The sequence below is a fragment of the Rhodococcus sp. 320_ES genome (assembly GCF_059691855.1).
In genome coordinates, this window is the sequence record NZ_JCAWAG010000007.1 from 72373 (window position 1) to 98867 (window position 26495).

Sequence of the window (26495 nt, forward strand, 5' to 3'; positions counted from 1 at the left end):
GAGCGGCGCCGACCGCCGAATCTTTCTCCCCCCGATTGGTTCGACGCACCTTTCCTCGAATCGGTTCCATCGACTTCGTGTCCGACCCACCCGCTACCGTGCAGGGCATGTTGATCGTGCATCGCGCCGAGCGTTCCGGAACGCTCGCCGATGCCTTGGGGCAGGTGCTGTCGACGCCCCTCGACGATCCGTTCACTCGGGAGATCGTGTCTGTGCCCGCAAAGGGTGTGGAGCGGTGGCTCAACCAGCGCCTGTCCACGGTGCTGGGAACGGCGGCCGGCGACGGTATCGCCGCCAACATCGATTTTCCAACGCCCACTCGACTCGTCGACACGGCGATCTCCGCGGCCGGCGGGATGGACCCGGACGACGATCCCTGGTCGCCCGGCCGGGTTCTGTGGGCGTTGCTGGCGGTCATCGACGAGAGCCTGGGTGAACCGTGGTGCGCGGTGATGGCCAAGCACCTCGGGTACGACCCCGAGACGAGAACGGTCGAGGGGTATCGCGCGGGACGTCGGTGGGCCACCGCCGCTCACGTCGCGGATCTCTTCCGCGGGTACGCCGCCGCGCGTCCCCGCATGCTGATCGACTGGTCCGGCGGTGCGCTCACCGACGGTGCGGGCGCGCCGTTGGCGCCCGACCTCGCTTGGCAAGCGGAGTTGTGGTCACGGCTGCACTCACGCATCGGGAGCCCCAGTCCGGCCGAACGTCTCGGCGATGCATGCGACACGTTGCGCAGTCGGCCCGAGTCGGTCGACTTACCCGAACGACTGTCCCTGTTCGGCCCCACCCGACTGAGTTACGAGCAGCTGCAGGTGATCTCGGCTCTGGCGGCCAATCGGGACGTGCATGTGTGGATTCCGCATCCGAGCCCGGCGATGTGGACGTCCCTGGCCACGGCACCCGCGCACGTGCGCCGGTCCGAGGACGGTACGGCTCTCGCGGTCGGGCACCCGCTCCTGTCCTCCCTGGCGAGGGACGTTCGCGAACTTCAGGTGCGCCTCGGTCCGCACGACGTGACGGACATCCATCACGACGGCGACGACACGCGATCGACGCTGCTGGGCCGCATCCAGGACGACATTCGCCACGACCGCGCGCCGGCGACCGGTGCCACCCTCGACGGCACCGTTCAGGTGCACGCCTGCCATGGAGCTCCGCGTCAGGTGGAAGTGCTGCGTGAGTGCTTGCTGCACGTGTTCGCCGAGGACCCGACCCTCGAACCGCGCGACGTCCTCGTGCTGTGTCCCGACGTGGAAACGTATGCGCCCCTGGTGCGTGCGACCTTCGGGCAAGGCCTGCTCGGACACCCCGGTCACCGGCTGCGCGTTCGTCTCGCCGATCGCGGGCTCCGACAGACCAACCCGTTGCTCGCCTCCGTGGCCACGTTCCTCGAACTCGCCGAGGGCCGTGTCACGGCCAGTCAGGTACTCGACCTCGCCACCAGTGCGCCGGTGCGCACCATGTTCCGCTTCACCGACGACGATCTCGAGCGGCTGCGAGAGTGGACGCACGCGTCGGGCGCACGGTGGGGCATCGGTTCGAGACAGCGCGAGGCCTTCGGACTCGGCGACTTCCCACAGAACACCTTCAACACCGCCGTCGACCGCATCCTGCTCGGAGTTGCAGCGGACGAGTCCGACAACAGTTGGCTCGATCTCGCGCTTCCGCTGGACGACGTCGACGGAAACGACATCGACCTCGCCGGTCGGTTCGCCGAAATGGTGGACCGGCTTGCCGTCGTTCTGCGCGATCTTCAAGGGCCGCAGACAGTGTCGGAGTGGGTTCGAGTTCTGCGCCGCGCGCTGGATCTGTTGACCGACGTCCGCGTGGCGGATCAGTGGCAGGTGGCCGGCGCGCACCGAGAACTGGCCGAGGCCACCGAACACGGCGCGGCCACCGAGCTGCGTCTGGCCGACATAAGAGCCATGTTGGCGAGCCGTCTGGCAGGTCGCCCGACCCGCGCGAACTTCCGTACCGGTGAGCTGACGGTGTGCACCATGGTGCCCATGCGGTCGGTGCCGCACCGCGTGGTGGTGTTGCTCGGATTGGACGACGACGTCTTTCCCCGGTCGAGCAGCACCGACGGTGACGACGTCCTGGCCCGCGATCCCCTTGTCGGAGAGCGGGACCTGCGCAGCGAGGATCGTCAGCTGCTACTCGACGCGGTGATGTCCGCCGGAGACCGACTGTTGCTCTTCTACACCGGCGCCGACCCGGTGTCGGGTGTTGCCAAGCCGCCCGCCATTCCGCTCAGCGAGCTGCTGGACGTGGTCACGTCGACGGCCGGAGCCGATCCGGTTCAGCGACATCCGTTGCAGCCCTTCGATCCTCGAAACTTCGTCGCCGCCGAGCCCTTCAGTTTCGATACCAGCGCGCTGGCGGGTGCGAAGGCAGATCGGCAGCCCGCCCAGCCGATTCCGCCGTTCCTGCCCGCACCCTTGCCGGCGCTGCCGACGGGTGATGTGAATCTGGCCGATCTGGTCGCCTTCGTGCAGAACCCCACGCAGGCGTTCCTTCGTCAGCGACTCCGCTTTCGGGTTCCCGAGGTCGACGACGACATTGCCGATGCGCTCGACGTCGAACTGGCTCCGTTGTCGCGGTGGAACATCGGGGACCGCATGCTGTCCGCGGTACTCGGCGGCACCGAACTGTCCGAGTTCGCGGCCGCGGAATGGCGACGCGGAACCTTGCCCCCGTTCCACCAGGGCCGTCGCCAGCTGAACGTCATCGAACAGGGCGTCATGGCGCTGGCCGAGGCGTCCCGGTCGGTCCACGTGGGCTCACCGACGAGTGTGGACGTCGCGGTCGATCTCGGCGACGGCCGCCGCATCACCGGAACCATCCCCGGCATTCACGGCTACGTGATCGCGAGGACACGCTATTCGACGCTCGGGCCCAAACATCGGTTGGAAGCGTGGGTTCATCTGTTGGCCTTGGCCGCTCATGCACCGGACGGGATCTGGGAGGCGATCACCACGGGGAAGGGCAAACGCAGCACACCCATCATGCGATCGACCTTGTCCGCGCCAGCCAACGCAGTCGACATTCTGCGCCAACTGGTCGACCTTCGTGACCGCGGAATGCGGGCCCCGCTGCCGATGGCCACAGAGTCGACGGCTGCGTACGCGGAACGACGGTTCAGAGGCGTCAACGCCGATGGTGCTCTGACTGCCGCAAATGAGACGTTCGCGGACAGGTTCGGCGACAACACCGACCGCAGCATCGTCTACGTCTACGGAGACTCCCCGACGCTGGCAGCACTCGGCGACGGACCACCACACGAGGACGAAGCCACGTGGAGCGACGACCCGACGCGGTTCGGCGCCTTGGCGTTTCGGCTGTGGCACCCATTGCTGAGCCGAGAGACGCAGGGGCAGCCATGAACTTCGATCCGACCGCACCGCTGCCGACGGGCACGACCGTCCTCGAAGCCAGCGCCGGCACCGGCAAGACCTACGCCATCGTCGGTCTCGCCACCCGCTTCGTTGCAGAGGGCGTGACCGACGTGGCGCACCTGCTGCTCGTGACGTTCAGCAAGGCCGCCACGCAGGAGCTTCGCGATCGAACCCGTGCTCGCTTCGCCTCCGTCGCAACGGCATTGGCCGACGTGAAGACGGCGCGTACGTCGACCGACGAGGTGGTGCGCTGCCTCGCCGACGTCGAGCCTGCGGAGGTCGAGGTTCGGCGACGACGCCTGACCACGGCACTGTCCGACTTCGACGCCGGCACCATCGCCACCACCCACAGCTTCTGCCAGCGCATGCTCGACGGGTTGGGGATCGGCGGCGAACGCGAGCCGGACGCGGTATTCGTCGAGGATCTCGACGACCTCATCGCGGAGGCGTCCGACGACATCTACCTGCGCACCTATTCCCGGTCCGACGTCTCGGCGGCCATCGAGCCCAAGGAAGCGCGCTCGGTGGCGACGGCCGCGGTCAAGGACCGGCAAGCCGTCTTGGTGCCGGACGAGGACGAGGACACCGTCGCGGGCCACCGCGTCATCTTCGCGCGCAAAGCCCGCGACGAGGTCGAGCGGCGCAAAAGGGTTCTGGGCGTGCGGGATTACGACGACCTGCTCGGTCTGCTGCACGGAGTGATCGACGATCCCGAGCACGGGGCCGCGGCGTGCGCCCGCATCAGCGAGCGGTTTCGCGTGGTTCTCGTCGACGAGTTCCAGGACACCGACCCGCTGCAATGGGACATTCTGCGCCGCGCATTTCACGGCAGCAGCACCTTGGTCCTGGTCGGCGACCCCAAACAAGCCATCTACGCATTCCGAGGAGCCGAGGTCCTCAGCTACCTCGATGCAGCGCGCATCGCCGACGAACGTCACGAGCTCACCACGAACTGGCGCAGTGACCAGCCCCTGCTCGACGCCCTCGCGCACGTCTACGAGGGCGCCGCCCTGGGTCACGAGGACATCGTGGTGCACCACGTCGGTGCCAAGCATCCCGAGTCCCGGATTACGGGACGGCCGCCGCTGCGGGTGCGCTACCTGCCGCGCACCAGCATGGGACCGCTGAATCGATCGGGATTCCCCACGGTGGGTCGGGTGCGGGAACGGGTCGCGGAGGACGTTGCAGCGGACATCGTCGGATTGCTGAGCGGTTCAACCACCCTGAACATTGGCGGCGAGAGTCGTCCGGTCGCACCCGGAGACGTCGCCGTGCTGCTGCGTACGTGGCGGCAGGTCGCCCTCGTGCGCGATGCGCTCGATCGCGCCGGTGTTCCGTCCGTGCTCGCCGGGGGCTCCTCGGTTTTCGCCACCGCCAGCGCCACCGACTGGCTGTGGGTGTTGCAAGCGCTCGAACAACCGCACCGATCCGATCGAGTGCGACTCGCCGCGCTCACCCCTCTGCTGGGGTGGACCGCCGAGGGGCTCGACGCCCGCGGTGACGATGCCGTCGCCGAGGTGAGCAACCAGCTACGAAATCTGTCGATGTTGTTCGCGCAGTCCGGTTTTGCCGCGGTATTCGAACGCATGGCCTGGGAGACGCGCCTCGAGAGTCGACTACTCGCGCTCGACGCGGGGGAACGGCAGCTGACTGACCTGCGCCACATCGCGCAACTGCTGAACAAGGCGGCGGTGGAGGAGTCGTTCGGCCTCACCGCTCTGACGCGATGGCTGACCGATCGTGTCAAGGATCCCGGGGGCGGGGTCACCGACCGGAGCCGCCGGCTCGACAGCGACGCCGCGGCCGTGCAGATCGCGACCGTCCACGCCACCAAAGGTCTCGAGTTTCCAATCGTCTACGTCCCCTACGTCTGGGATGCCTTCTCGATGTTCGAGCCGACGTCGCTGCTGCTGCACGACGACGACGGCCGGCGCCTGCTGGATGTGGGCGGGTCGAGCGGACCGGGGTACTCCGCGCGCAAGACCGTGCACGACACCGAACAGGCGGGTGAGGAATTGCGCCTGTTCTATGTCGCACTCACGCGCGCACAGTGCGCCGTCACCTTGTGGTGGGCACCGAGCTGGGGAACGCGCGAATCGCCCGCACATCGGCTGTTGTTCGGACGGCTGCCGGGCATCAGTACACCCGAGCCGAAACCCAAGGTCCCGGCCGACGACGTCGTGCGCACGCACCTCGAGAACTGGGCGGGCGACGGCCCTGACGGGACGATCTCGGTCGAATTCGTCGACACCCGAGCAGAATTCGACGCGCACTGGTCACCGACAGAGTCGCCGGCCGGTCCACTGGCAGCAGCTGAGTTCGACCGGACACTCGACATGGCGTGGCGCCGCACGTCCTACTCCGCCCTGACGGCGTCCGCCCACGACACCGCGGGCGTGGGCAGCGAAGTCGAGCGTGAGGAGAAGACCGACGAGCCGGACGGGGAACCTCCTGTCGAGGAGGTGCTGACCGGCATCCCGTCGCCGATGAACGGTATGCCGGCCGGGGCAGCGTTCGGTACTCTGGTGCACGAGGTGCTCGAGCACGTCGACACCGGAGTCGACGATCTGCACGCCGAGGTGCTGCGTCGCTGTCGGGACGCCGTCGCGGCGCGGCTCGCCGACGTCGAACCCGAGGCGCTCGCCGACGCGCTCATGCCGGTTCTGCACACCCCGCTCGGTTTCGGAACGTTGGCCGACATCGGCCCGCAGGACCGCCTCGCCGAACTCGATTTCGAGCTTCCACTGGTCGGCGGTGACGACCCCGCGTCCGTGCTCGTCACCGTGAAGAACATTGCCGCACTGGTGCGTTCGCATGTGTCGCCCGACGACGTGCTGGCTCCCTACGCGGACATGCTCGACACCCTCGAGGCAGTCCCGTTGCGCGGGTACCTGACCGGGAGCATCGACTCGGTGCTGCGCGTCGGGGAGAAGTTCGTGATCGTCGACTACAAGACCAATCGCATATCGCGTGGTGACCTCACCGTCGCTCACTTCGGTCGCACGCGGATGGCGGGGGAGATGATGCGATCGCACTACCCGCTGCAGGCGTTGCTGTATTCGGTTGCGCTGCATCGATATCTGCGGTGGCGTCTGCCCGGCTACCGGGCCGATCGGCATCTCGGCGGCGCGCAGTATCACTTCGTGCGTGGAATGGTCGGTCCGGACACTCCCGCTGGTTGTGGAGTCTTCGACTGGGCGCCGCCGCCGGCGCTGGTGGCGGGGCTCTCCGACCTTCTTGCGGGAGCGGGCGCATGATCACCGCCGCCGTGGCCCAGCGCGGGAAAGGACGCCTGCGCGAATTCAACGAGGCGGGGGTGCTCGCCGCCGCCGATGTTCACGTCGCGCTTCGTCTCGGTCATCTCGGTGGAGAGTCGTCGGAGGACGTGCTGCTGGCGACGGCGCTCGCCGTGCGCGCGGTGCGTTCGGGCTCGGTGTGCTTGGACCTGAACAGGTTCCGAGACGTCACGGTCGACGACGACTCCGAGGTCGAGGTCGAGTCCTTGCCATGGCCGCAGATCGACGGGGTGATCGCCGCGCTGCGCCGCAGTCCGTTGATCGTCGGCGGCGACCGGGGTCCTCTTCGACCGCTTCGCCTGATCGACACGGACGAGGGTCTGCTGCTCTACCTCGATCGATACTTCCTGCAGGAGCAGATGATTCGGCAGGTTCTCGACGAACGCTCCACCTCGCACCCCGAGGTGGACGCCCGGGCGCTGGCGTCCGACCTGACGCTGCGGTTCGGTGGGGAGTCGGCGCCCGACCGTCAGCGCATCGCCGCAGCATTGGCCGCCACCACCTGGACCACCGTCATCGCCGGTGGACCCGGCACCGGCAAGACGCACACGGTGGCGCGAATACTCGCCATTCTCGTTGCGGCGCACGGTCCCTCGTTGCGCATCGGTCTCGCGGCACCCACCGGAAAGGCCGCGGCACGCCTGCAGGAGTCGGTCGGCGAGCAGTCCGCAGAACTCTCGCTTCCGCCCGATCTGTCGGCGATGACGTTGCACCGCCTGCTCGGATGGCAGCCGGGAAGCAAATCGCGCTTCAAGTACACCGCCGGCAACCGATTGCCGTACGACGTGGTGGTGGTCGACGAAACGTCGATGGTGTCGCTGACCATGATGAGCCGCCTCCTCGAAGCCGTCCGGCCCGACACGCGCGTGCTGCTGGTGGGTGACCCCGACCAGCTGACCTCCGTCGACGCGGGCGCGGTGCTGGCCGACCTGGTGGCGCGCCCGGTCACCGGTTCGCTCCCACCGGCTCTGACCTCGCTCGTCGGGAACGACCTGAACGCAGCCGACGATCCGGACGAGAAGGCGCTCACCGCGCTCGAGCGGGACCGACTGCGTGGCGGTGTGGTGCGGTTGAGCCGCGGTCGGCGCTTCGGCGGGCAGATTGCCGAGCTCGCCGTGGCCGTGCGCGACGGAGACGCCGACGCGGTGCTGCGTCTCCTCGACCGCCCGACCGAGGAGTTGTCGTTCCATGGGCCCGAGGACGTGGCCGGGGTGAGGCGGGACGTCGTCGACACCGCCGCGGTGGTCACCGCTGCCGCGGCGTCGGGCCACGCCGCCGAGGCAATACGGGGACTCGAGCAACACCGTCTCCTGTGTGCTCATCGGGACGGACCGTACGGAGTGCAGCGGTGGGCCCGCACCGCCATGGAGTGGGTGGGTGAAGCGCAGGGAAAGATCTTCGACCCCTCCCGGTGGTATCCGGGTCAGCCGTTGCTCGTGACCGCGAACGACCACGAGACACGCATCTACAACGGGGACACCGGTGTCATCGTGCAGAACCAGGACGGCACGCTCTCCGCGGCGTTCCAGCGCGGATCCACACCATTCCTGCTGCATCCGAGCCAATTGTCGGCAATTCAGACCATTTATGCCATGACAATTCACAGGAGTCAGGGCAGCCAGTACGACACTGTCACAGTGGTTCTTCCCGCCGAAGCGTCGTCGCTTCTCACTCGCGAACTTCTCTACACGGCGATCACCCGTGCCAGGAAGCATGTCCGGGTGGTCGGCACCGAGGAAGCTGTGCGAGCAGGTGTCGAGCGGCAGGTGCTGCGGGCGAGTGGGCTGAGGCGCACGATACTCGAGTGACTCGAGGTTCCCATTGTGGTGCGCCACATAGTCGGGACTCCCGTTATCTCCCGCGCCATTGATCGGTGCGCTAATATTCGGTCGGTTTCGGGCGTAAAGTTTGTTTCTGCACCCAAACCGGTACGTGAGGGGGATCGCCCGTCCTCGGAGGGAATCAGTCATGGCAACTTCGGTAGAGCCCGAGCGCGCACTGCGCCGCGTTCGCTCCGGCACGTCCGACGCCCCGTCCATCGACAGCGGACCTGCTCGCTGGGGCCTGCGAGGCAAGGTCAACGGCCTGCTCGGCGGGGCATCCCTGCTGTCGGCCGGCGCCGCGGAGCTCGAAGCGCGCGACGATGTGAACGCCATCCGGTGCGCCCTGCCGGCCCGCCAATCGATCGTCGTCGCGAACACCGAAGGCGGCATGGGCAAGACCCCGACCGTCGTCATGCTGGCCAACCTGTTCGGGCGCCACCGCGGAGGCGACGTGGTCGCCTGGGACATCGCCGGGGTCCGCGGCAACCTCGGGCAACGCTCGGCCACCAACGTCGCCGACGGCAACACCGTCTGGGGTCTGCTCGCCGACACGAACGAAGAGCCGTCCGCCGAAGCCGAGCTCGCGCGCTACTTGTGCCGCCAGCCCACGGGCGACGAAATCCTGGCGTCCGACCGTGCGGCCCGGCACATGGAGTCGATCACGACTCCCGAATTGGTCGCGATCGGAAACACGCTGGCGCAGCACCGCCAGATCATCATCTTCGACACCGGCAACGACGACCGCGCGACCGCATGGAAGTGGGCGACGTCGTCCGCGGACCAGCTTGTCGTTCCGATGCCCTACCGCCGCGGCGCCGCGTCGTCGGTGACGTCCATGCTGGCGACGCTCAGCGCACGCGGTTTGGACGACCTTGTCGAGCGCGCCATCGTGATCGCATCGCCGCCCCCGCGTGGGGCGCCTGCTGCGGTGGTCGAGGAGGTGCGGCGACGGCTGACCGAATTCGGTGTCCGCACGATCGTCGACGTTCCGTACGAGCCCGCGTTGGCCTCGTGGGAGCGCATCGACCACGTATCCCTGCCGGACGCGACGGTGCGAGCCTGGACGCACGCCGCGGCAGTGATCGCGAAATCCCTGGCCGTCGGAGCGCGTCGACCCGATGCAGCTTCACCCGACAGCGCCGTGCCGACCGACGCGGTACCAACCGACGCAGTACCAACCGACGATGCGCAATCGTTCGACGTGACCACCGCTGCCCTGCGCCAGTGGTCGACGCGCGAACCCGCCCCGGCTCCCGTCGGAGTCCGCGCAGAGACCGGCAGACGGATACCGGTACGTGGTGTCATGGCGTGCGCCGCGGTCGCACTCGCGGCGGCATCCGCAGGCGGTGTGTTCCACCTGGCCGATCGCGCTGACGCGACACCTCCCGCACCCGTTGCCGCGCAGTCGGATTCAGGCGTCGACCCCGCGCGAGCCAGCGGACCGGCGGTGATCCGAGCGTACGACGACCGGTACTACACGGACCGCAGTGCCGAGGGCGCCGCGTCGCTGTGGACTCTTCCGGAGGTCTCGCCTGCCGAGGCCACCGCTCGGACGGACCAGTTGCAGAAGACGATCGACGACACCGACCCGGGTATGCAACACCGATTGGCCGTGACGCCGACGTCGGATCCGAACGTGTTCGACGTGGTCCTCACCCTGACGACGTCGGACGGTGTGGAGCACCCGTACAACCAACAGTTCACGGTCGCCGAGAACGACGGCTCCTACTCCATCGTCTCGAAGATCGACTGCGAACAGCAGTGCCCCGCTCCGTGATTCCCGTCGATCGAAAGGGTCCCCGATCCGTGTCCGCCAACACTGTGCCGCTCCCGTTGTGGAAATCCGTGGCTTACGCCGGACTGGGTGTGGTGGCCGCCGCGACCATCGGTGTGTTCGGGCAGTCCACGGCGTGGGCTGCTCCGACCGACGACACACCGACCGGTGCCGCTGCTGTCGAGAAGCAACGCCAGGAACAGAACGAGAAGATGGCGAAGATGGCCGCCGACGCCAAGGCGGCCCAGGACGCGAAAGACGCCGAGGCGGAGGCGCAACGCGAGGAGCGCCAGAAGGAGCAGCGCGAGCAAGATCGTCAGAACGCACAGGACCAGAACTCGCAAGACGCTCCGCCGCCGCCCGCGCCGTGGGTGCCGCCGGTGTTCGTCCTCCCCGATCTCCCGTTCGACGTTCCGGGCTTGACCCCGCCTGCCGACCCGGCTCCCGTCGAGGCGGCTCCTGCGCCGGCGCCGGTCCCGGATGCCGTTGCCCCCGTTGTGGTTGCGCCGGAACCCGAGCCCATGCCGGAACCTGAGCCCCAGCCGGAACCGGGGCCCGTCACGCAGACTCCTCCGGCACGGACTCCCGCGCAGGAGCAGCCCGAGAAGAAACGGGATCCGGACCCCGAGCCTGCGCCCGTTCCCGCGCCGCAGCCGGCGCCGTTGCCCGCTCAGCCGCAGGTGCAGTCGGCTCCGACCCATCAGCCCACGCCGGGTCCGGGTCCTGATCCGGAGCCAGATCCCGAGCCCACCAATCCTCCTGTGCCCGAGGTGCATTCGGACGGTGGTCCCACGCAGATGGCCAACCCGGATCCGACCTCGGACGCACCGTCGTCCAGCATGGCGAACCCGTCACCGAAGGCCGACAAGCCGGGACCGAACAAGGCCGGCCCGAACCTGGGCAACCCCACGCCCTGACCGGTTGATCGAACGCCCTAGGGCGCGTTGACAACTCCCGCGACCGGGAGGTAATCGCACTGCGTGCCGAAGATCGTCTGAGTCGAGCCGTGAATCACGGCCGCGACGAGTCCGGGGCCGGTCGGTACAGTGGCGGACAGGGTTTCCGGACCGGTGGGCAGACCGGCGAGCTGCTGAGCGACCCAGGTGCGCTCGCTGCGCAGGGGTGCGTCGCCGCGCTGGCCGTTGGCGAGGTTGAACCACGTCACCCACAGCGTGTCGGTCTGCTTGGCCATGTCGATCGGGGTGTCGATGCCGAAGAACATGAAGTGCACGCTGCCCGGCTCGATGAAGTACGGCAGCGTCGGATCCGCGGCAGGTCCGGAGACGCCCCACGCGCGCCCTTGAGACGAGTTGCGCAGCGGGTTCCGGTTGTCGTAGTAGCCGGTGCAGCTGTTGGCGAACGTGTCGTAGAAGAACTGCTGTTGCGGAGCTTGCATGTTCGTGCCGAAGGGGACCGGGATGGGATAACCGGCAACGTTGGTCTCGGCGCCCCGAGCGCCGGATTGCGCGGCGGCGATGGCCGCGTCCAGTGCAATGTCGACGGGCGACTTCGGCGGTGCGGGAGCCGGATCGGCCGCCGCGGTGGTGGAACCGGTCAACGCGATCACCGCGGCCATCACGCCACACGCCAGCAGTTTCGAACCCTTCATGGCGATGATGTTAGCGGGTCTACGGGCCTGACCCCGCCGCGCGAGTCTCGATACGGAATCGGTCCGATGACTCGTCGTTACCTGTGAGCACTACCGAAACGGCGTCAACAGTCGCCGTGGACTGCGTAGAGCGACCGAGATCGCGTCGGACCTCACGGTCGGATCCGCCCCGGGGCCGGGCCGCATGTCGATGCGATCCGGGCTCGGTGACGTCTCGCATCGCGGGCACCGGCCTGCGACCAGGTCGGTACCGCAGTCGGCGTGCGCGAAGATGCGGCGCGGCCCCCGCGGTGATCGACGTTCCGCCCATGTCGTGAGCGCGGCGAGTGCCGGCCAGAGCGACAGGGCATCGTCGGTGGGGACGTACTCGTCTCCGGTCCGCACCAGCAGGCCGTCGTCGACGAGGGATGCCAGGCGCGTGGTCAGTACTGCTTTGGAGATGTCGAGATGCATCTGGAAGTCGGTGAAGCGGCGTACCCCGAAGACGCTGTCGCGCAGGATGAGCATGGTCCAGCGTTCGCCCACCGTTTCCAGCGCTCGCGCGAGCGAGCAGTCCTGCTTCGCGTAATCGACTCCGAGTGCCATGGTGCGATTCTACGTGATGGTCTGTTCATCGGACCAGATGCTGTTACATTGACGCCATGAATCGCTCGCATGCCCTCGCGGTGTCCGCGCTCGGAACGCTCCTGACTCTCGTCGCCTTCACCGCACCCCTGGCGACGCTGAACGCGACGGCGTCGACACTCGGCGCCGACACCGCGGGACGCACGTGGATCCTGAGCTCGATGGCCATCGGCCTCGGCGCCGCGCTGTTGTCGAGCGGCACGATCGCCGACGACTTCGGCCGCCGCCGCACCTTCGTGATCGGCTGTGTGGTTCTCGCCGTCGGATCTTTGGCCTGCGCCCTGGCGCCCACCACACAGGTGTTCGTGGGCGCCCGCGTCGTGCAGGGCCTCGGCGGCGCAGCCATCGTGGCCGCCAGCCTCGGGATCATCGCGCACGCATTTCCGCCGGGACCCGAACGGGCAGCGGCATCGGGGGTGTGGGGCGCGAGTGTGGGCGGCGGAATCGCATTGGGTCCGTTGGTCTCCGCGACGCTGGATCGATTCGCGAACTGGCGCGACGCGTACTGGCTGCTCCTCGCCGCCGTCGTGGTCCTGGCCGTCGTGACCGTTCGTGTCGTCGGGGAATCGCGGGCGGACAGCCGACGCGGTCTCGACCTGATCGGAACGGTTCTGCTGGCGGCCGGTGTCAGTTCGCTGCTGGCCACCCTCGTCGAAGGACGTCAGGGCTGGGCACAGGTGCACGTCGCCGTTCTCGCCGCGGCCGCGGTGATTCTGCTGGGACTGTTCGTGGTGGTCGAATCACGAAGCAGCGCAGCGATGCTCGACCTTGCACTTTTTCGCCAGCCGCCGTTCGTGGCCGCAACGGTGGCCGCGCTGGCGACGGGCGCCGGCATCATCGCACTGATGTCGTACATGGGTGCGTTCCTCGGCGGGGCGCTCGGAATCTCGGCGCTGGGCGGCGCGTTTCTGCTGTTCGCGTGGTCCGGCTCGAGTGTGGTCACCGCCCTTCTGGCACGGCGCATCCCGTCGCGCTTCGGCGGTCGACCGCAGCTGGGCGTCGGACTGATCGGCGTGGCCGTCGGGCAGCTAACGCTCGTGGGGATCACCGCGGAATCCACGTGGGTGCGGTTTCTGCCCGGACTGCTGATCGCCGGAATTGCCAGCGGCGTGCTCAACGCGGCACTCGGACGTGAGGCGGTGGCCAGCGTTCCCGCCGGACGCGGCGGTCTCGGCAGCGGCGCAAACAACACCGCCCGCTACGTGGGGTCGGCCATCGGAGTGACCGTCGTGGCCGTCATCGCGGCCCGGCCGGGCAGCGGTCCTGCCGTAGCGGCCTCGCTTGCGACCGGCTGGAACCACGCAGCCGTCGTCACGGCCGTTATCTCACTGGTCGGTGCGGCCGCCGTGTTCGTCGCTCACCGCGCGACGCGCGAGAGAACTTCGATGCCGTCGACGTCCGCCGTCACCACGTAACCGTCGGCCAGGGCGTCGCTGATCGCCTTGTCGTCACCGGCTCGGTCGAGAGGCCAGCCGGGCGGCCTCGCCCGATTCACCACGATCCAATCGGGAGTCGAGGTGTCGGCCTGGCGACGAGGAAACACCGTCACGTCGTGGGTCGAGACGAACTGCGGCACGAGATTGTTCGATGCCGCGATCGACTCGTCGGCGGGGATGGTCGAGGCGATCTCCGCCGCCGTGACGGCCTGCGGATCCACGCGCCAGCCGTCCGCGTGCGCGAGGCGCGAGAGCGGGGTGAACGGGAGCGATCCGATCGCAACCACGGCGACGGCACCGAAGATGACCCGTTGCGCTCGGCGCGAGAGGTGCATGTCGCGTCGACCGCGAATCACGGCGTCGATCAATGCGGCGAACAGAATCGGCATCAGGATCGCGTTGTAGTGGTAGATCGGCACCCAGTAGTTCGAGTTGTCGCTCAGGAACCGCCACGCGACGGTCGGAGCAGCGATCAGCGTCAGCGGCGACCGCAGCGCAGCGAACCCGGTGATGGCGAGCAGGAGCAGAATCGTCGCCGCGCGGGAGTCACCTGCCACCAGTCCGTGCGCGGTGTCGGCGATTCCGGAGCCGAGCGGGGGCAGGTTCGATCCCTGGTTGTACGCGTCGTCGGTGCTCAGGGCGGGGATGATCACCTTGACCGCCAGAGCGGTCCACCCCAACCCCCACACGATCGTCGCCGCTCCCCAGAGGCGGACACGGCCGGTCGTCCAGAAGGCGGCCAATGCGCCGATCACGGCGACGGTCAGGCCCATGTCTTCCTTGACGAACACCAGCGGAAGGGCCCAGAGCAGCGCTGCGCGCCAGCGGCCCTGACCGAGCGCCACCACCGAGAACGCCAGGATCGGAACGGCGAACGCGATCTCGTGGAAGTCGAAGTTCAGTGCCGATTGCAGGCCGAAGGAGAGGCCGTAGCCGAGCGCGACGATGACGGCGATGCGCTTGCCGAAGGACTCCTGCGCCCACCGCGTCAGCGGGACGACGCCGACAGCGAAGAGGACGGCCTGCGCGATCAGCAGCGTGTCCGGCGACGGAAACAACCGATAGAAGGGGGCGAGGAGAGCGGTGATGGGCGAGAAGTGATCGCCGAGGGTGTTGTAGCCGGTGCCGAGGAGGTTGGATATCGGCGCCTGCAGATGCGCGTATCCCGACACCTCTTGGACGAAGATGCCCAGGTCGAAGCCCGATGTGCGGAGTTGGCGCTGGCCCATCAGCGACAGCGCCGAGTACAGCGCCGCGAAGACGACGAAGGCGCTCAGTGGCAGCGCCCACCCGCGCGTCCGTGCCGACGGTTCGGGCGCCCTCACCTCGGGTTTGTTCTGTAAAGCCGTCACGGGAAGTCAGTTCTACTCGCAGAAAATGAGATATGCCTGTGAACCCTCAACCCAGCGCGTGCAGGTGCTTGTGTTTGCCGTCCCAGTGCACGCGGGTCGTGACGACCGCGCTGTCGCCCAGCCGCCGGATCTCGTAGACGTCGAGCGCGGGCACCTCGGGAACTGTGCCCCACAGAGCGTGGCCCGTCATGACGAAGTCGATGTCGAGCCGCACGAGCAGACCCATCAGCTCGCCGATCGTGCTCTCGTCGATCTTGGCGAACGCGTCGTCGAGCAAGACGAGCCGCAGCGCGTTGTCGGCGTCGGGAAGGCTGGACAGGTAACCGTCCGCCGCGGCGAAGAGTGCGGCATAGGACACGAACCGCGTCTCGCCCTGCGAGATCTTGGCGCGTTTGGAGATGCGGCGCTGCTGGTCGGGCTCCGGGCCGAGGATGGTGACCTCGACGGCGTGCCACGTCCGGTAGTCGAGCGCCGTGGCCAGATGGGCGGCGTATCCGGCGCTCGGATCCTCCGCATGCAGCTGCTCGACGCGTCCGCGCAGAAGTCCGACGAGTTCGTCCTGATTCGACGACTGCTCGGCCGACAACAGCTCGAGAATGCGGGCGAGCTCGGGTTCGTCCTTCTCGAGGTGCCAGCCCATGCGCACACCGATGCCGTGCGAGGTGCGGCTGGTACTGAGGCTGGAATTCATCGCCTCGATCAGCTCGCGCGCCTGCTCGATGCGCCTGCGTAGTTCGTCGGACACCCCGCCGAGCACGAAGCCGGTGAAGACGTCCCGCTCGCGCTGGCCGAGTGCCTGTTTGCCCTCGCTGACGCGGCGGGTCAGATACTCGACGGCCGCGATCGGATGGTGAGCGTCGCCGGCGCCGTCGATGTGCACGACGTACACCCCGTCCTCGACGCGCTCGGACACCTCGAGCTGGCCGGACGAGTCACGCTGGAACTGCTGAAGTGCGGCGATGAGGTCGTTGACGTCGACCGCGGTGTGCGTGCCGATGGCGTCGAGTGCGGAGGTGACGACCTGGCGGACGTGCTCTGTGTCGTCGGGGTGTTGGGCGACGGGGATCTCTGCGGGAACGGCCGCAGCCAGGCCTGGAAGGCGGACGCGGGCGTTGTATTGGGCTACTCGCTCGACGAGTTCCGCCGCGCGCGCCGACTCCTTCTCGGCCGCCACCGCGGCGTCGGTCCGGGCTGCGGCGAGCTGGTTCTGCAGATCGGTGACCGTGCGCGACGCGTCGTTCAGGTTGTCCTCGGTGACCCGGTGTTGTTCGACCGTTCGATTCAGCTCGACGGTCAGTTCTTGGAGCGGAACGTCGAGCGCGTCGTGGGCAGATGCGAGCTTGGACGCCTGATCGTGCCACTGGAGACGGCGATCTTCCGCTGCGCTCTCGGCGTGGACGCGATCGTTCGTCGCGTACCCGAACTCGGTGAGCGCTGACGCCGCGGCCGCTGCAGCGCGAACCGTGGTGCGGGACGCCGCCGCGAACACGGTGGCCGAGGACGCGACACGCAGACATGCCGCATCGACGGCGGTCAGGTCGGCGACGGTCACCGGAAGGTCCATGCCGTGGCAGGCGACGCGGTGATTCTCGAAATCCGTGCTCCACTCGTCGCGTTCGCGCCGGGCGTGAAGCTCGGCGTCGCGAGCGCGGGTGGCACTCGCCCGCGCAAACTCGGCCAGAGCGGCTGCGGTCGCACGAGCGGCGGTCAGCGCCGTCGACGACGGAGCTGCGCCGAGGTGAGCCTCCAGGGCAGACCGGTCGTCGGCCGATCGGTCGCCGATCGCCCGAGCTGCGCGCACGGGAAGTGTGTCCAGCGCCGGCCCGGCCGTGGACTCGCCGACGAAGGCCTCCACATCGGAGAGCAGGGCGTCGACCTCGGGGTGTTCGGCGATGTCCGGCAGGAGCGATGCTGTGGTCGGATCCGAGACCCATTGCCGCCACGCACGATTCGCGGAGATGGCGACTTCGTCGCGCGACTCTGCGGCGTCGGACGCGCGTCGGTCGTCTCGATCCGCCTCTGCGCGTGCGTGTTCGGCATGAAGCTCGAGTTCGCGAATGCGGCCGCGCTCGACCTCGAGGCGCGTGGCTTCCTGGAGCCGACGCGTGGCCTGTTGGTGTCGGTGCTCGGCGGCCTCGGCGACTCGCTCGGCGGCCTCGGCGGCAGGCCCGAGATCGGCCGGCACCGTGGTCGCTTCGACGAACGTCGGCCGGACGATCGAGGACGGAAAACCGTCGAGCGAGTCAGTGACCGTGGCCTGCTCCGGCTCGCGGGCCCGATCGACGACGTGAATCTCCGTGGGCAGGTCTCCTGCCTCGAGCCCGGCCGACGTCGAATCTCGCGGTAACGCCGCGAGATTCGAGGCCGCGTCCCGCGCAGCGGTGCGGACGTCGTCGTAGCGTCCGATGAGACGATCGGCCGCGTTGACCTCGGCGATGCGGGCCCGCCGGGCGAAGCCGAGCGATTGCTCCGCCGTGCTGCGCAGCGCCGCTACCGCCACGTCGCGCTGGCGGAGGTCGTCGGCCGACTTGAACAGGTCGTGCTCGCGGAAGGCGTCGAGCGCCCGCACCAACTCGGCGCGCTCGTCGGTCAGGTCTTGCCGGAGTGCGGTCGCGACCCCGAGTTCGGACGCCAACCGCTCCGCGATGGCGATATGCGTGCCCTCGATGCCGCGGGCCGTGGACACGGCGTCGACGCCTTCCCGTACCCGCACGGCAGCATTGTGCAGAACTGTTGCGGCGTAGTCGGTCCAGACTCCGCGGAACCGGTCGACGTTCGCCAGCGTCGCTTCGAGACGCTGCTGAGACTGACGAGTTTCGGTGAGTCCGTCGAGCTGCTCGCCTGCTGCGCCCAAGGTGGACTCGCTCAGCGGTGGCAACGCGTCGGAGAGGATCTGCGGCAACTTGCCTTCGTCGATGCGGTTACCCACGTCGGGGGAGCGCAGGGTGTGCAGCAACTGCATCAGACCGGCGAAGCGATCCTTTCCGGACTCGCCGGTCAGGCCGAACACTCTGGTGCGCACGGCTTCCCGATGTTCCTCGGGGGTCTTCGACAGGTTGTCCGCGCCGACGGCGTCGATCAGGTCGTCACGCGAGAGGGCTTCGCGGTTGTCGGCGATCAGGTGGAGATCGAGCCCGACGCGGCGATCGGTGGTGAAGAAGAGCACCTCACTGCGGTTCGCCGTGGTGGAGTACTTGACGTGCGCGCCGACGGTGAGGTGCCCGCGGTCGTTCTCGAGCTCCACCCACAGGTAGCCCAGTCGATTGCTCTGTCCGCGCGCGCCGGTGCGCATCAGCTCGTCCAGATTGACCTTGTTCGATCCGGTCGCATCCATCCGTCGGCGATCGCCGTCGAGAAGGTAGGGGAGCAGCATCTCCAGGGCGCGCGACTTACCGGATCCGTTGGCGCCCCGCAAGATCAGCCGACCGCCGGAGATGGTGAACTCGGTGTCGAGGTAATGCCAGACGTTCACGACGCCGGCGCGGGTGAGGCGCCAGCGGCGGCTGTACTGCTTGGCGGGAAGGCCGGAGGCCGGTCGTCCTTGTTCAGCGGGAATGCCTGGTTCGGGCTGGGTCACGTGTCTGATCCCGTCATGGGTCGGTAGCGGGCGGCGTGGGCGCGGAGTGCAAGTCCGTTCTCGCGGGACTCGGCCATGCGGAAGTCGTGCAGCAGTGCCACCACATCGGTGCGCAGCGCGGACACCGAATCGACGTACTCCTGCTTCCACGACCGCTCGTTCTCCGCGGTGAGTTCGGACAGGATCTGATCGACCAGCGACCACGGTGCGAGCAGTTCGGTCCGCGGCTGCGCAGCCGGAAGTCGTTCCACCAGTTCGCCTACCAGTAAGAGCGTCGCCTGCTTGAGGCTGCCGCTGCCGGGGAATTCGATGTCGCTGAGCCGGGCGTCGGAGTCGTAGGCGAGCACTCCCTCGGCGCGTACTTCCAGCGTGAGACCGAAGTACTCGTCCAGTTCTCGGGTGAGTTCGGTCTTCTCGCGGGCGAGGACGTCCAGCTCGGCGTCGCTGAGGTCCTGTCGCAGACTGATCGGATCCTCCACGAGCCGTCGACGCAGTCGCTGCCGCGGGTTGTCGCTCGGGCCGGTGAGAACCTGTGCGAGTTCGGTGTCCGGTCCCAGCGGATGCGTCAGGAGGTGGGGGAGCAGGGGACGTGCGACGGAGAGCAGCGCGTCGTTGTTCGCATTGTCGCCCCACGCGGTGACGGTCCCGTCGGTCTCGCCGAGCAGCCCCCACTCGACGAGAACCTGCAGCGCGGCGACCAACCGTCGGCGGTCGGTGATGTTCTCCGTCAACGCGATTCCCCGAGCATCGGCGTCCTCGCGGACCCGCGCGGCGAGGGTCGACAGCAGAACCTGATCGCCCATCCCGGGCGCCAGCAGTGCCGCGGCGGTAAGGGCCAGCAACGCATAGGACGATGCCCCCAGCGGAACACCGTTGGGCCGCCGCATGGCTCGTGTGGGCGCCGTCGGTTCGAGCGGGGTTTTTTCCAGGCGGGCAAAACTCGACTCGACGACGAGCGTGTATCCGAGCTGCGTCGCGAACGTCGACTTGAGCGCGGTGGCGTGTTTGCGGATGAGCGACAACAACTCCGGGTCTCTGGACGCCGTGATGATGGGCCGCTGCACGAGTTCGCGGCTCGCTTCCTGCCGACCCGCCGCGTCCTGTGAGTGGGTGCCCAGAGATTCGGTCATCGCGCGCTCCAGCGGGCGTCGTCCGCGCTGCGACTCGACAGGGGTTCCACCGTGAGCGCCAGATCGTGCACGGTCAGCGTCCCGTCCGGCGAGTGGACGACGGTGTCCGCGCCGCCGGTTGCGATCAACCGGAACCCGAGATCCTCGTCGCTCCACTGCCCACCGGGCCCCGCATCGCCGGCGGCCGTCAGCAAACGTCCGAGTTGTTCGAGCAGCAGAGCCCTTGCGGCGCTGGACAATCGAGCACCGTCGAGGGTGCCGAGGCCGGCGAGTTCGTCGGCGGCGTCCCGCGTGCGGAGGGCGTCGGCGCGGGCGATCTCCTCGACCCGTCGTCGGTCGGCCGTCGTGTCCGGCACCCGCGACACGCGGCCTCGCGACACACGATCACCGCGCTCGCGCAGCGACACCGGCACGGTGATGGGATCGGCGTTCCACCACGATGTTCCGGGACCGACACGCGGGTCGGGTTCGTCGGGTCCGAGCAACAGGTGCCGGGTCGGGTGGGCACCGAACGTGGCGGCGAACAGACGCTCGGCATCCTCGTCGGACGACGAGTCGAACCACGAGGCGAGGCGCAACAGGTCCGCTCGGCGAGAGAACCCGGAGTCCGACGCGTCGAGAATGCGCTTGGCGTTCGAGAGCAGCTGGCCGAGTGCCTGCCCAGCGGCGGCGCGCAGTTCGGCCGGTCCCGATCCGGCGCCATGGCCCGCGTACCAGCGCCGAAGACCGTCCCATTCATCGCGGGTGCGTCCGGCGGGCCGTTCGACGGGAGTGTCGGTCAGCACCAGGCGCGGAACCGAGTCGAGGACCTCGAACAACGAATTCGGTACCCGCTCCAAGGCAGCCGACACCACGGGTGCGTGGCGGTTGACGTCGGCGGTGACGAGGTCGACGTAGTCGAGCAGGACCGACTTGAGCTCGGTGTATTCGTCGCCGCCGAGGTCGAACCGACCCAGGACGTCGGCCAGGTAGGCGTAGAACTCGGCGACGCTCTCGGTGAAGAGACGGTGATCGTTGAAGACGCCCGTGACGATGCCCGCGATGCGGTCTGCATCGGGCGCCGGGGTGTCGAGCAGCGTCGGCAGTGCACCGACTCCCTCCGCGATCCGGCCCAGCACTTCGCGGGAGACCTCGCGGGCGCCGTCGGTGGCATGCAGGATCTCGACGGCTCCGCGGTGAACCCGCCGGCCGAGGCCGCTCACGCGGTAGCGCGCACGGGCTCGCAGATAGTCGGCGACGGTGTCGACCCGAGCGTCGTGGGTGGACGGAACGAGGTTGCCCCACTCGACCAGCTGCAGGCAGCGCGCCTCGACGGTGTCGACGTCGAGATCCACGCGCTCGGCCACCATCGAGGCGGACATGTCCGTGAGGACTCCGGAGGTCAATCTGTTCAGAATTGCGATGTACTCGTGCCGCTCGTCCGTCGACAGATACCGGAACAGGTCGAGGTGCGCGTCGGCGCTGCTCTCGGGGTCCGGCATCGTTAGAAGTCCTCGATCAGGGGGCGAAATGGTGGACGTTCCCCCAAGACTAAAGGCACGGCTGGATCAGAGCGGTTTGGTTCGCTCCAACGGCCCGACGACGTTGTAGTACAGCGCGTCGTCGGTGTCGTCGACCGTGACGTTCACGTGCTGCCCGACGCTGAGGTAGTGGTCGACCTTGATGCGCTGGCGTGACTTGGCCGCGTCCTTGACCGATCGCGCGGGGATGAGGCCGCGGCGTCCGTCGTCGGCGACGGCGAGGGCATAGCGCGGGCCGGTGCGGACCACCCGAACGCGGATAGTGGGCCCCGACGCGTGCGCGCCGGACGCGGTGGTCAGCTCTTCGAGTTGGCCGGCGAGGGTGTCGGCCATGGCGTCCACCTCGGCGAGGAGGGTTGCCATGGAAGTGGCGTACTCGGAGTGGCGCTGAGTCGGCTTCAGCGCGCCTCCCGGTTTGTACATGTCCTCGTGCGTCAACTCGCCCCAGGCGTCCTGCAGACGCGTCTTGACCTGCACCTCGACCTTCACGCTCACCATTCCCTGGTGGGTGGCGACCCCGACCACGAGCACCGCATGGAATGCGCGATACCCGCTCGGTTTGGGGTAGGTGACGTAGTCGACGGGAGTCTCGGCGAAGTCGATGGGGCAATGCGCGGACTCGGACGCCTCGACGAGCTTCTCGGTGAACGCAGTGAGATCGCGCGGCGACTTGCACAGCACCTTGACCCCGACGATGTCGCTGAGTGCTCGAGCGACGTCGTCGGGGGTCTGCGGCATGGTGATCCGGCCCTCGGCGATCCTGCGCCTGATCTTGTCCGCGGCGCGCGCCGGATCCTTGATGCGCGCGGTGTCGGCGTTCAGCCTGTCGCGGTCCAGGTTGTCCAGGATTTCGTCGGCGATGGTGTCCAGAAACGTCTGCGCCGTGACGAGCGCAGCTTCCCACGCACGGGCCCGGTCGGTGTAGAGCTCCTCGACCAGGTCGTCGAGCGGGTCGGCTTCGGGTGCACTCACCGCGAAAACCTTAGTCAACGGTTCAGCGACTGACGGCCTTCTTGTACCGGTTGATCGCCAATGGCACGAAGACGATCAGCATGAGCGCCGACCACCCCAGGGTCGCAATGACGGGATGTTGCAGCGGCCAGGCATCGGGTGGCGGAAGCGCCGGGTTCACGTTGCCGAACAACACGCGACTGGCCTGAGTGATCGCCGAGACCGGATTCCACTCCGCCACCGGCTTCAGGAACGACGGCAGGTCGCTGCTCTGGACGAACGTGTTCGCGATGAACGTCAGCGGAAAGATCACGATGAAGCTGGCGTTGTTGAACACCTCCGGTGTGCGGATCCACAGTCCGATGACCGCCATCAACCACGACAGCGCGTACGCGAACAGCAGCAACAGCACGAACCCGAGCAGCGCCTCGAAGAACGACGATCTGATGCGCCAGCCGACCAGTAGACCGGTCAGCGACATCACCACGAGGCTGATCACGTTGATCACGATGTCGCTGCTGGTGCGGCCGATCAGCACGGCCGACGGCGCCATCGGCAGGGTCCGGAACCGGTCGATGATGCCCTTCTGCATGTCCTCGGCGAGGCCGAGACCGGTCCACGTGGAACCGAAGATGACGGTCTGCGCGAAGATGCCGGCGATCAGGAATTCCCGATAGGACATCCCAGGTATGTCGATGGCCGATCCGAAGATGAACGCGAAGACGAGAACGAACATGATCGGCGAGAGCAGAGTGAAGACGATCAGGTCGGGCACGCGCTTGATCTTGATCAGATTGCGTTTGGCGATGGTGGCGCCGTCGGTCACGGCCATGGTCATGGCGTTCATTTCTGCTCCTCCGCAGTGTCGGACTCCGGTGCATGCCCGGTCAGTTTCATGAACACGTCGTCGAGACTCGGGCGGCCGAGCCGAACGTCCGTCGGTGCAATGTCCTTGTCGCGGAGCAGGATCAGCGCGTCGGTCAGGGAGGCGGACCCGTCGCTCACACCGACGCTCACCTCGCGTGAACTCTCGTCCATCTCGACGCGGCCCGGCGCGAACTGCTCGAGAATGCTGCGGGCCACGGTGAGGTCGGTGCCCTCGGCCAGAGTGAGCTCGAGCCGCGTTCCGCCGACCCGGTCCTTCAGCTCGTCGGCGGTTCCCCGCTCGATGACCGTGCCGCGGTCGATCACGGCGATCGAATCGGCCAGCTTGTCGGCCTCCTCGAGGTACTGCGTGGTGAGCAACAGCGTGGTGCCGCCGGCCACCAACTCCTCGATCACCGCCCACAGGTCGACACGGGCTCGGGGGTCGAGTCCGGTGGTCGGCTCGTCGAGGAACAGCACCGGTGGGTCGGCCACGAGTGCGCCCGCAAGATCGAGGCGCCGCCGCATTCCGCCCGAGTAGCCCTTGACCGGGCGGTCCGCCGCGTCGGCGAGGTCGAAACGCTCGAGTAGCTCGCGCGCGCGAGATCGGCTCTTGGCTCGCCCGAGGTGATAAAGCCGCCCCACCATGTCGAGGTTCTCGAATCCGGTGAGGTGTTCGTCGACCGCCGAGTACTGGCCGGAGACCCCGATCCGGGACTTCAGCTCGCGCGCGTCCTTCACCACGTCGAGGCCGACCACGGTGGCAGTTCCGGAATCGGCCTGCAGAAGCGTGGTCAGGACGCGGATGGTGGTGGTCTTGCCGGCACCGTTGGGGCCGAGCAGGGCCATGACCGTGCCCACGGGAACCTCGAGGTCGAGTCCGTCGAGGGCGTGGATGTCGCCGTAACTCTTTCGTAGGCCGCTGGCGGTGATAGCGAACGTCATCTGCGCTCCTTTTTCCTGGTATGCCGGGTACGACCTGCGAACGGGACAAAACTCATCGGGCAGGAGTGGAGCCTGCGGAACGACCAGTCGACGGGACGGTAGCGAGAGGTACCGACAAGTTCCACTGATTTAGGCGAAGATCAGCTGATGCACGACTTCATCGACACCACCCAGAGCCCCATCTCGATCGCGCACGCCCTCGCGGGCCGCGGCATCGTCGGCGTCACGATCGCCTGGTTCGACAACAACGGGATCGTGCGTTCGCGCATCGTCACGACGGAGGAGTTCGCGTCGGTGGCGCTGAAGGGCGTGGGCGTCGCTGCCATCTTCCCGGTGTTCGACACCCACGACACCATCACCAACGGCTTCGAGGAGCTGTCGCGGCCGTCCGGCGATTTCCGCGTCTTGCCGGTTCTCGAGACGCTGGCTCCGCTGGCGGGCCAGCACGGCCTGGCGTGGGCGGCGGCGCGTCAACTCGACCGCAACGGCGACCAGTGGCCGTGGGATGCGCGCGGGGTGCTCGCCCGGCAGGTCGAGGCCGCGGCGGAGCGAGGACTCACGATTCGGGCCGGTTACGAGATCGAGTTCTCGGTGTTCGCGGCCGACGGTGGCCCGTCCGCGGCGGAGTCGGGCGCTGCCTACAGCGCTCGCGCCCTCGTCGAGGTCGACGATTTCGTCCGCGCCCTGCTGAAGGATCTGGCTGCTAATGGGGTGGCGATCGGCCAGCTGCACGCAGAGTTCGGCAACTCCCAGTTCGAACTCAGCCTCGCCGCGGTCGATCCGATCAGCGCTGCCGACAACCAGCTTCTGGCGCGGCAGACCATCTACGCCGCTGCGCGCACACACGGTCTGCGCGTGAGCTTCTCGCCGGTCACGCGTGAGAACAACCCGGGCAACGGGTGGCACCTGCACACCTCGGTATGGCGGGAGGAGAACAACCTCCTGAGCGGAGACGACGCGCACGAGATGTCGGCGGAGGGAGCATCGTACGTCGCGGGAATTCTGCGAGACCTGCCGGCGATCGTCGCCGTCACCGCCCCGTCCGAAGCGTCGTTGTTGCGCCGCCGACCGGGCTTCTGGGCGGGTGCCTACGGTTTCTGGGGCGTGGAGAATCGCGAGGCCGCATTGCGGTACGTCCTCGGGGGCGCGCTGCTCGGCGCCGGGAACGCCAACGTGGAGCTGAAACCGTCCGATGCGTCGTCGAATCCGTATCTGGCGCTGGCGGTCGTGATCGGATCCGGCCTGGCGGGTATCGCCGACGAGCTGACGTTGCCGGAGCCCATTCGAGACGACGTGGGCGGCTGGACCGAGGCCGAACGCGCCGACAAGGGCGTCGTCGCATTGGCCACGGACGCGTCCACGCAGGCCGCTGCTCTGGCCGAGAACGACCGTGTCCGTTCGGTTCTCGGTCCACAGGTGTACGGAGCGTTCGCTGCGGTGCGCGCGTCCGATGCCGCCTGGGCGGAAGGAAAATCGGCCGCCGAGATCATCGACGCGCACCTCTGGCGATACTGAGTGCGGTACCTGCCCGGCTCGGACGGCGTTCTGGCGCAGCAACAATCGCTGCTCCCGCAGCCGGAGCAGCTGTGCGGGCCGTTCTGGGTGGACGTGGCGTTTCGGGCGCTCACCGGGGAGTCGCCGGGGATCACCGAGATCGCCCGTGACGCAGGAACACTGGTGTACCCCCACGATCTTCCGATGTACCGACCGTCGTCGGTGGTGCCGCGTACCGCCGGGTGGGCGGGACTGCCGACGACGACGGATCCCGATCGGTCCGGCACCGATGCCGAAGGTGTTCGTCGCGCACTCGACCCGCTGAGTGTGGTCCCGGTGACCGGCGCGTTCGACGCAGCCAACCTGCACGCCCTGCTGGCCGGTCTCACCGAGCCGGTCGTGGTGATCGCCAACGTGCACACGTCGTTCTTCGTCGATCCGGACGATCCAACCCTTGCGTGGTCGTGGCCGGTGGGGCACTTCGTTGCACTGATCGGGTACGACGAATCGACTGTGGCCGTAGCGGATTCGTATCCCATCGGCTCGCCGCCAGGGCAATACGTGCAGACCCTCGACGCCGTCGCCGCTGCGTTGAACCGTGACGGCCTCGGGTCCGGCGGACTGTTCGTCGTCAGCGCCGCCGACGTGCCACTCGTCCTGAACGACGAATTGTCCAAGGAGCTGTGGTGAGGGTTCCCGTCA

At 68.0% G+C, this 26495-nt stretch carries 17 protein-coding genes; 8 read left to right on the forward strand and 9 right to left on the reverse strand.

Going from position 1 to position 26495, the window contains the following annotated elements; genetic code table 11:
• Window positions 1–107: 107 nt before the first annotated feature.
• From recC to AC59JP_RS22200, 5 genes are all read left to right on the forward strand, one after another.
• Complete coding sequence (gene recC, locus AC59JP_RS22180) at window positions 108–3386, forward strand: exodeoxyribonuclease V subunit gamma (protein WP_497328006.1); 3279 nt, start codon at window positions 108–110, stop codon at window positions 3384–3386.
• Window positions 3383–6655, forward strand: coding sequence for a UvrD-helicase domain-containing protein (locus AC59JP_RS22185; RefSeq protein ID WP_497328007.1), 3273 nt, complete (start codon window positions 3383–3385; stop codon window positions 6653–6655). Before recC ends, AC59JP_RS22185 begins: the two co-directional genes overlap by 4 nt.
• The gene (gene recD, locus AC59JP_RS22190) at window positions 6652–8502 is read left to right on the forward strand and encodes an exodeoxyribonuclease V subunit alpha (protein WP_497328008.1); all 1851 of its coding nucleotides are present in this window, start codon (window positions 6652–6654) and stop codon (window positions 8500–8502) included. The genes AC59JP_RS22185 and recD overlap by 4 nt, the downstream gene beginning before the upstream one ends.
• Before the next feature lie 160 nt (window positions 8503–8662).
• A complete protein-coding gene (locus AC59JP_RS22195) occupies window positions 8663–10294 on the forward strand; it encodes a MinD/ParA family ATP-binding protein (RefSeq protein ID WP_497328009.1) in 1632 nt (543 codons plus the stop codon).
• Between the two features lie 29 nt (window positions 10295–10323).
• Window positions 10324–11208 carry a hypothetical protein gene (locus AC59JP_RS22200; RefSeq protein WP_497328010.1) on the forward strand — a complete coding sequence of 295 codons (885 nt, stop codon included), beginning with the start codon at window positions 10324–10326 and terminating at the stop codon, window positions 11206–11208.
• A gap of 17 nt (window positions 11209–11225) precedes the next feature.
• Here AC59JP_RS22200 and AC59JP_RS22205 read toward each other — a convergent pair whose 3' ends face one another.
• Together AC59JP_RS22205 and AC59JP_RS22210 are read right to left on the reverse strand one after the other, a co-directional pair.
• Window positions 11226–11900: an Rv1157c family protein gene (locus tag AC59JP_RS22205; protein WP_497328011.1), complete on the reverse strand. Its 675-nt coding sequence runs from the start codon at window positions 11898–11900 to the stop codon at window positions 11226–11228.
• 90 nt (window positions 11901–11990) lie between these two features.
• Window positions 11991–12485 carry a winged helix-turn-helix transcriptional regulator gene (locus tag AC59JP_RS22210; RefSeq protein WP_497328012.1) on the reverse strand — a complete coding sequence of 165 codons (495 nt, stop codon included), beginning with the start codon at window positions 12483–12485 and terminating at the stop codon, window positions 11991–11993.
• Between the two features lie 56 nt (window positions 12486–12541).
• On the opposite strand from AC59JP_RS22210, the gene AC59JP_RS22215 reads away from it, so the two are divergent.
• Complete coding sequence (locus AC59JP_RS22215; protein WP_497328013.1) at window positions 12542–13939, forward strand: MFS transporter; 1398 nt, start codon at window positions 12542–12544, stop codon at window positions 13937–13939.
• Here the strand turns inward: AC59JP_RS22215 and AC59JP_RS22220 are convergent.
• The 7 genes from AC59JP_RS22220 to AC59JP_RS22250 form a co-directional block, all read right to left on the reverse strand.
• Window positions 13882–15285: a DUF2079 domain-containing protein gene (locus AC59JP_RS22220; RefSeq protein ID WP_497328014.1), complete on the reverse strand. Its 1404-nt coding sequence runs from the start codon at window positions 15283–15285 to the stop codon at window positions 13882–13884. The genes AC59JP_RS22215 and AC59JP_RS22220 overlap by 58 nt on opposite strands.
• Window positions 15286–15358: 73 nt before the next feature.
• Window positions 15359–18889 (reverse strand): SbcC/MukB-like Walker B domain-containing protein, encoded by a 3531-nt coding sequence (locus AC59JP_RS22225; RefSeq protein WP_497328015.1) that lies wholly within the window; start codon window positions 18887–18889, stop codon window positions 15359–15361.
• Window positions 18886–20019, reverse strand: coding sequence for a TIGR02678 family protein (locus tag AC59JP_RS22230; RefSeq protein ID WP_497328016.1), 1134 nt, complete (start codon window positions 20017–20019; stop codon window positions 18886–18888). Before AC59JP_RS22230 ends, AC59JP_RS22225 begins: the two co-directional genes overlap by 4 nt.
• Window positions 20016–21500, reverse strand: coding sequence for a TIGR02677 family protein (locus tag AC59JP_RS22235; protein WP_497328017.1), 1485 nt, complete (start codon window positions 21498–21500; stop codon window positions 20016–20018). The genes AC59JP_RS22230 and AC59JP_RS22235 overlap by 4 nt, the downstream gene beginning before the upstream one ends.
• 66 nt (window positions 21501–21566) lie before the next feature.
• Window positions 21567–22511, reverse strand: coding sequence for a GTP pyrophosphokinase (locus AC59JP_RS22240; RefSeq protein WP_497328018.1), 945 nt, complete (start codon window positions 22509–22511; stop codon window positions 21567–21569).
• Between the two features lie 22 nt (window positions 22512–22533).
• The gene (locus tag AC59JP_RS22245; protein WP_497328019.1) at window positions 22534–23337 is read right to left on the reverse strand and encodes an ABC transporter permease; all 804 of its coding nucleotides are present in this window, start codon (window positions 23335–23337) and stop codon (window positions 22534–22536) included.
• Window positions 23334–24299, reverse strand: a complete 966-nt coding sequence (locus tag AC59JP_RS22250; RefSeq protein ID WP_497328020.1) for an ATP-binding cassette domain-containing protein — start codon at window positions 24297–24299, stop codon at window positions 23334–23336. Before AC59JP_RS22250 ends, AC59JP_RS22245 begins: the two co-directional genes overlap by 4 nt.
• Window positions 24300–24446: 147 nt before the next feature.
• On the opposite strand from AC59JP_RS22250, the gene AC59JP_RS22255 reads away from it, so the two are divergent.
• Window positions 24447–25814 carry a type I glutamate--ammonia ligase gene (locus tag AC59JP_RS22255; RefSeq protein ID WP_497328021.1) on the forward strand — a complete coding sequence of 456 codons (1368 nt, stop codon included), beginning with the start codon at window positions 24447–24449 and terminating at the stop codon, window positions 25812–25814.
• A complete protein-coding gene (locus tag AC59JP_RS22260) occupies window positions 25815–26483 on the forward strand; it encodes a DUF6885 family protein (RefSeq protein ID WP_497328022.1) in 669 nt (222 codons plus the stop codon).
• Window positions 26484–26495: the final 12 nt, after the last annotated feature.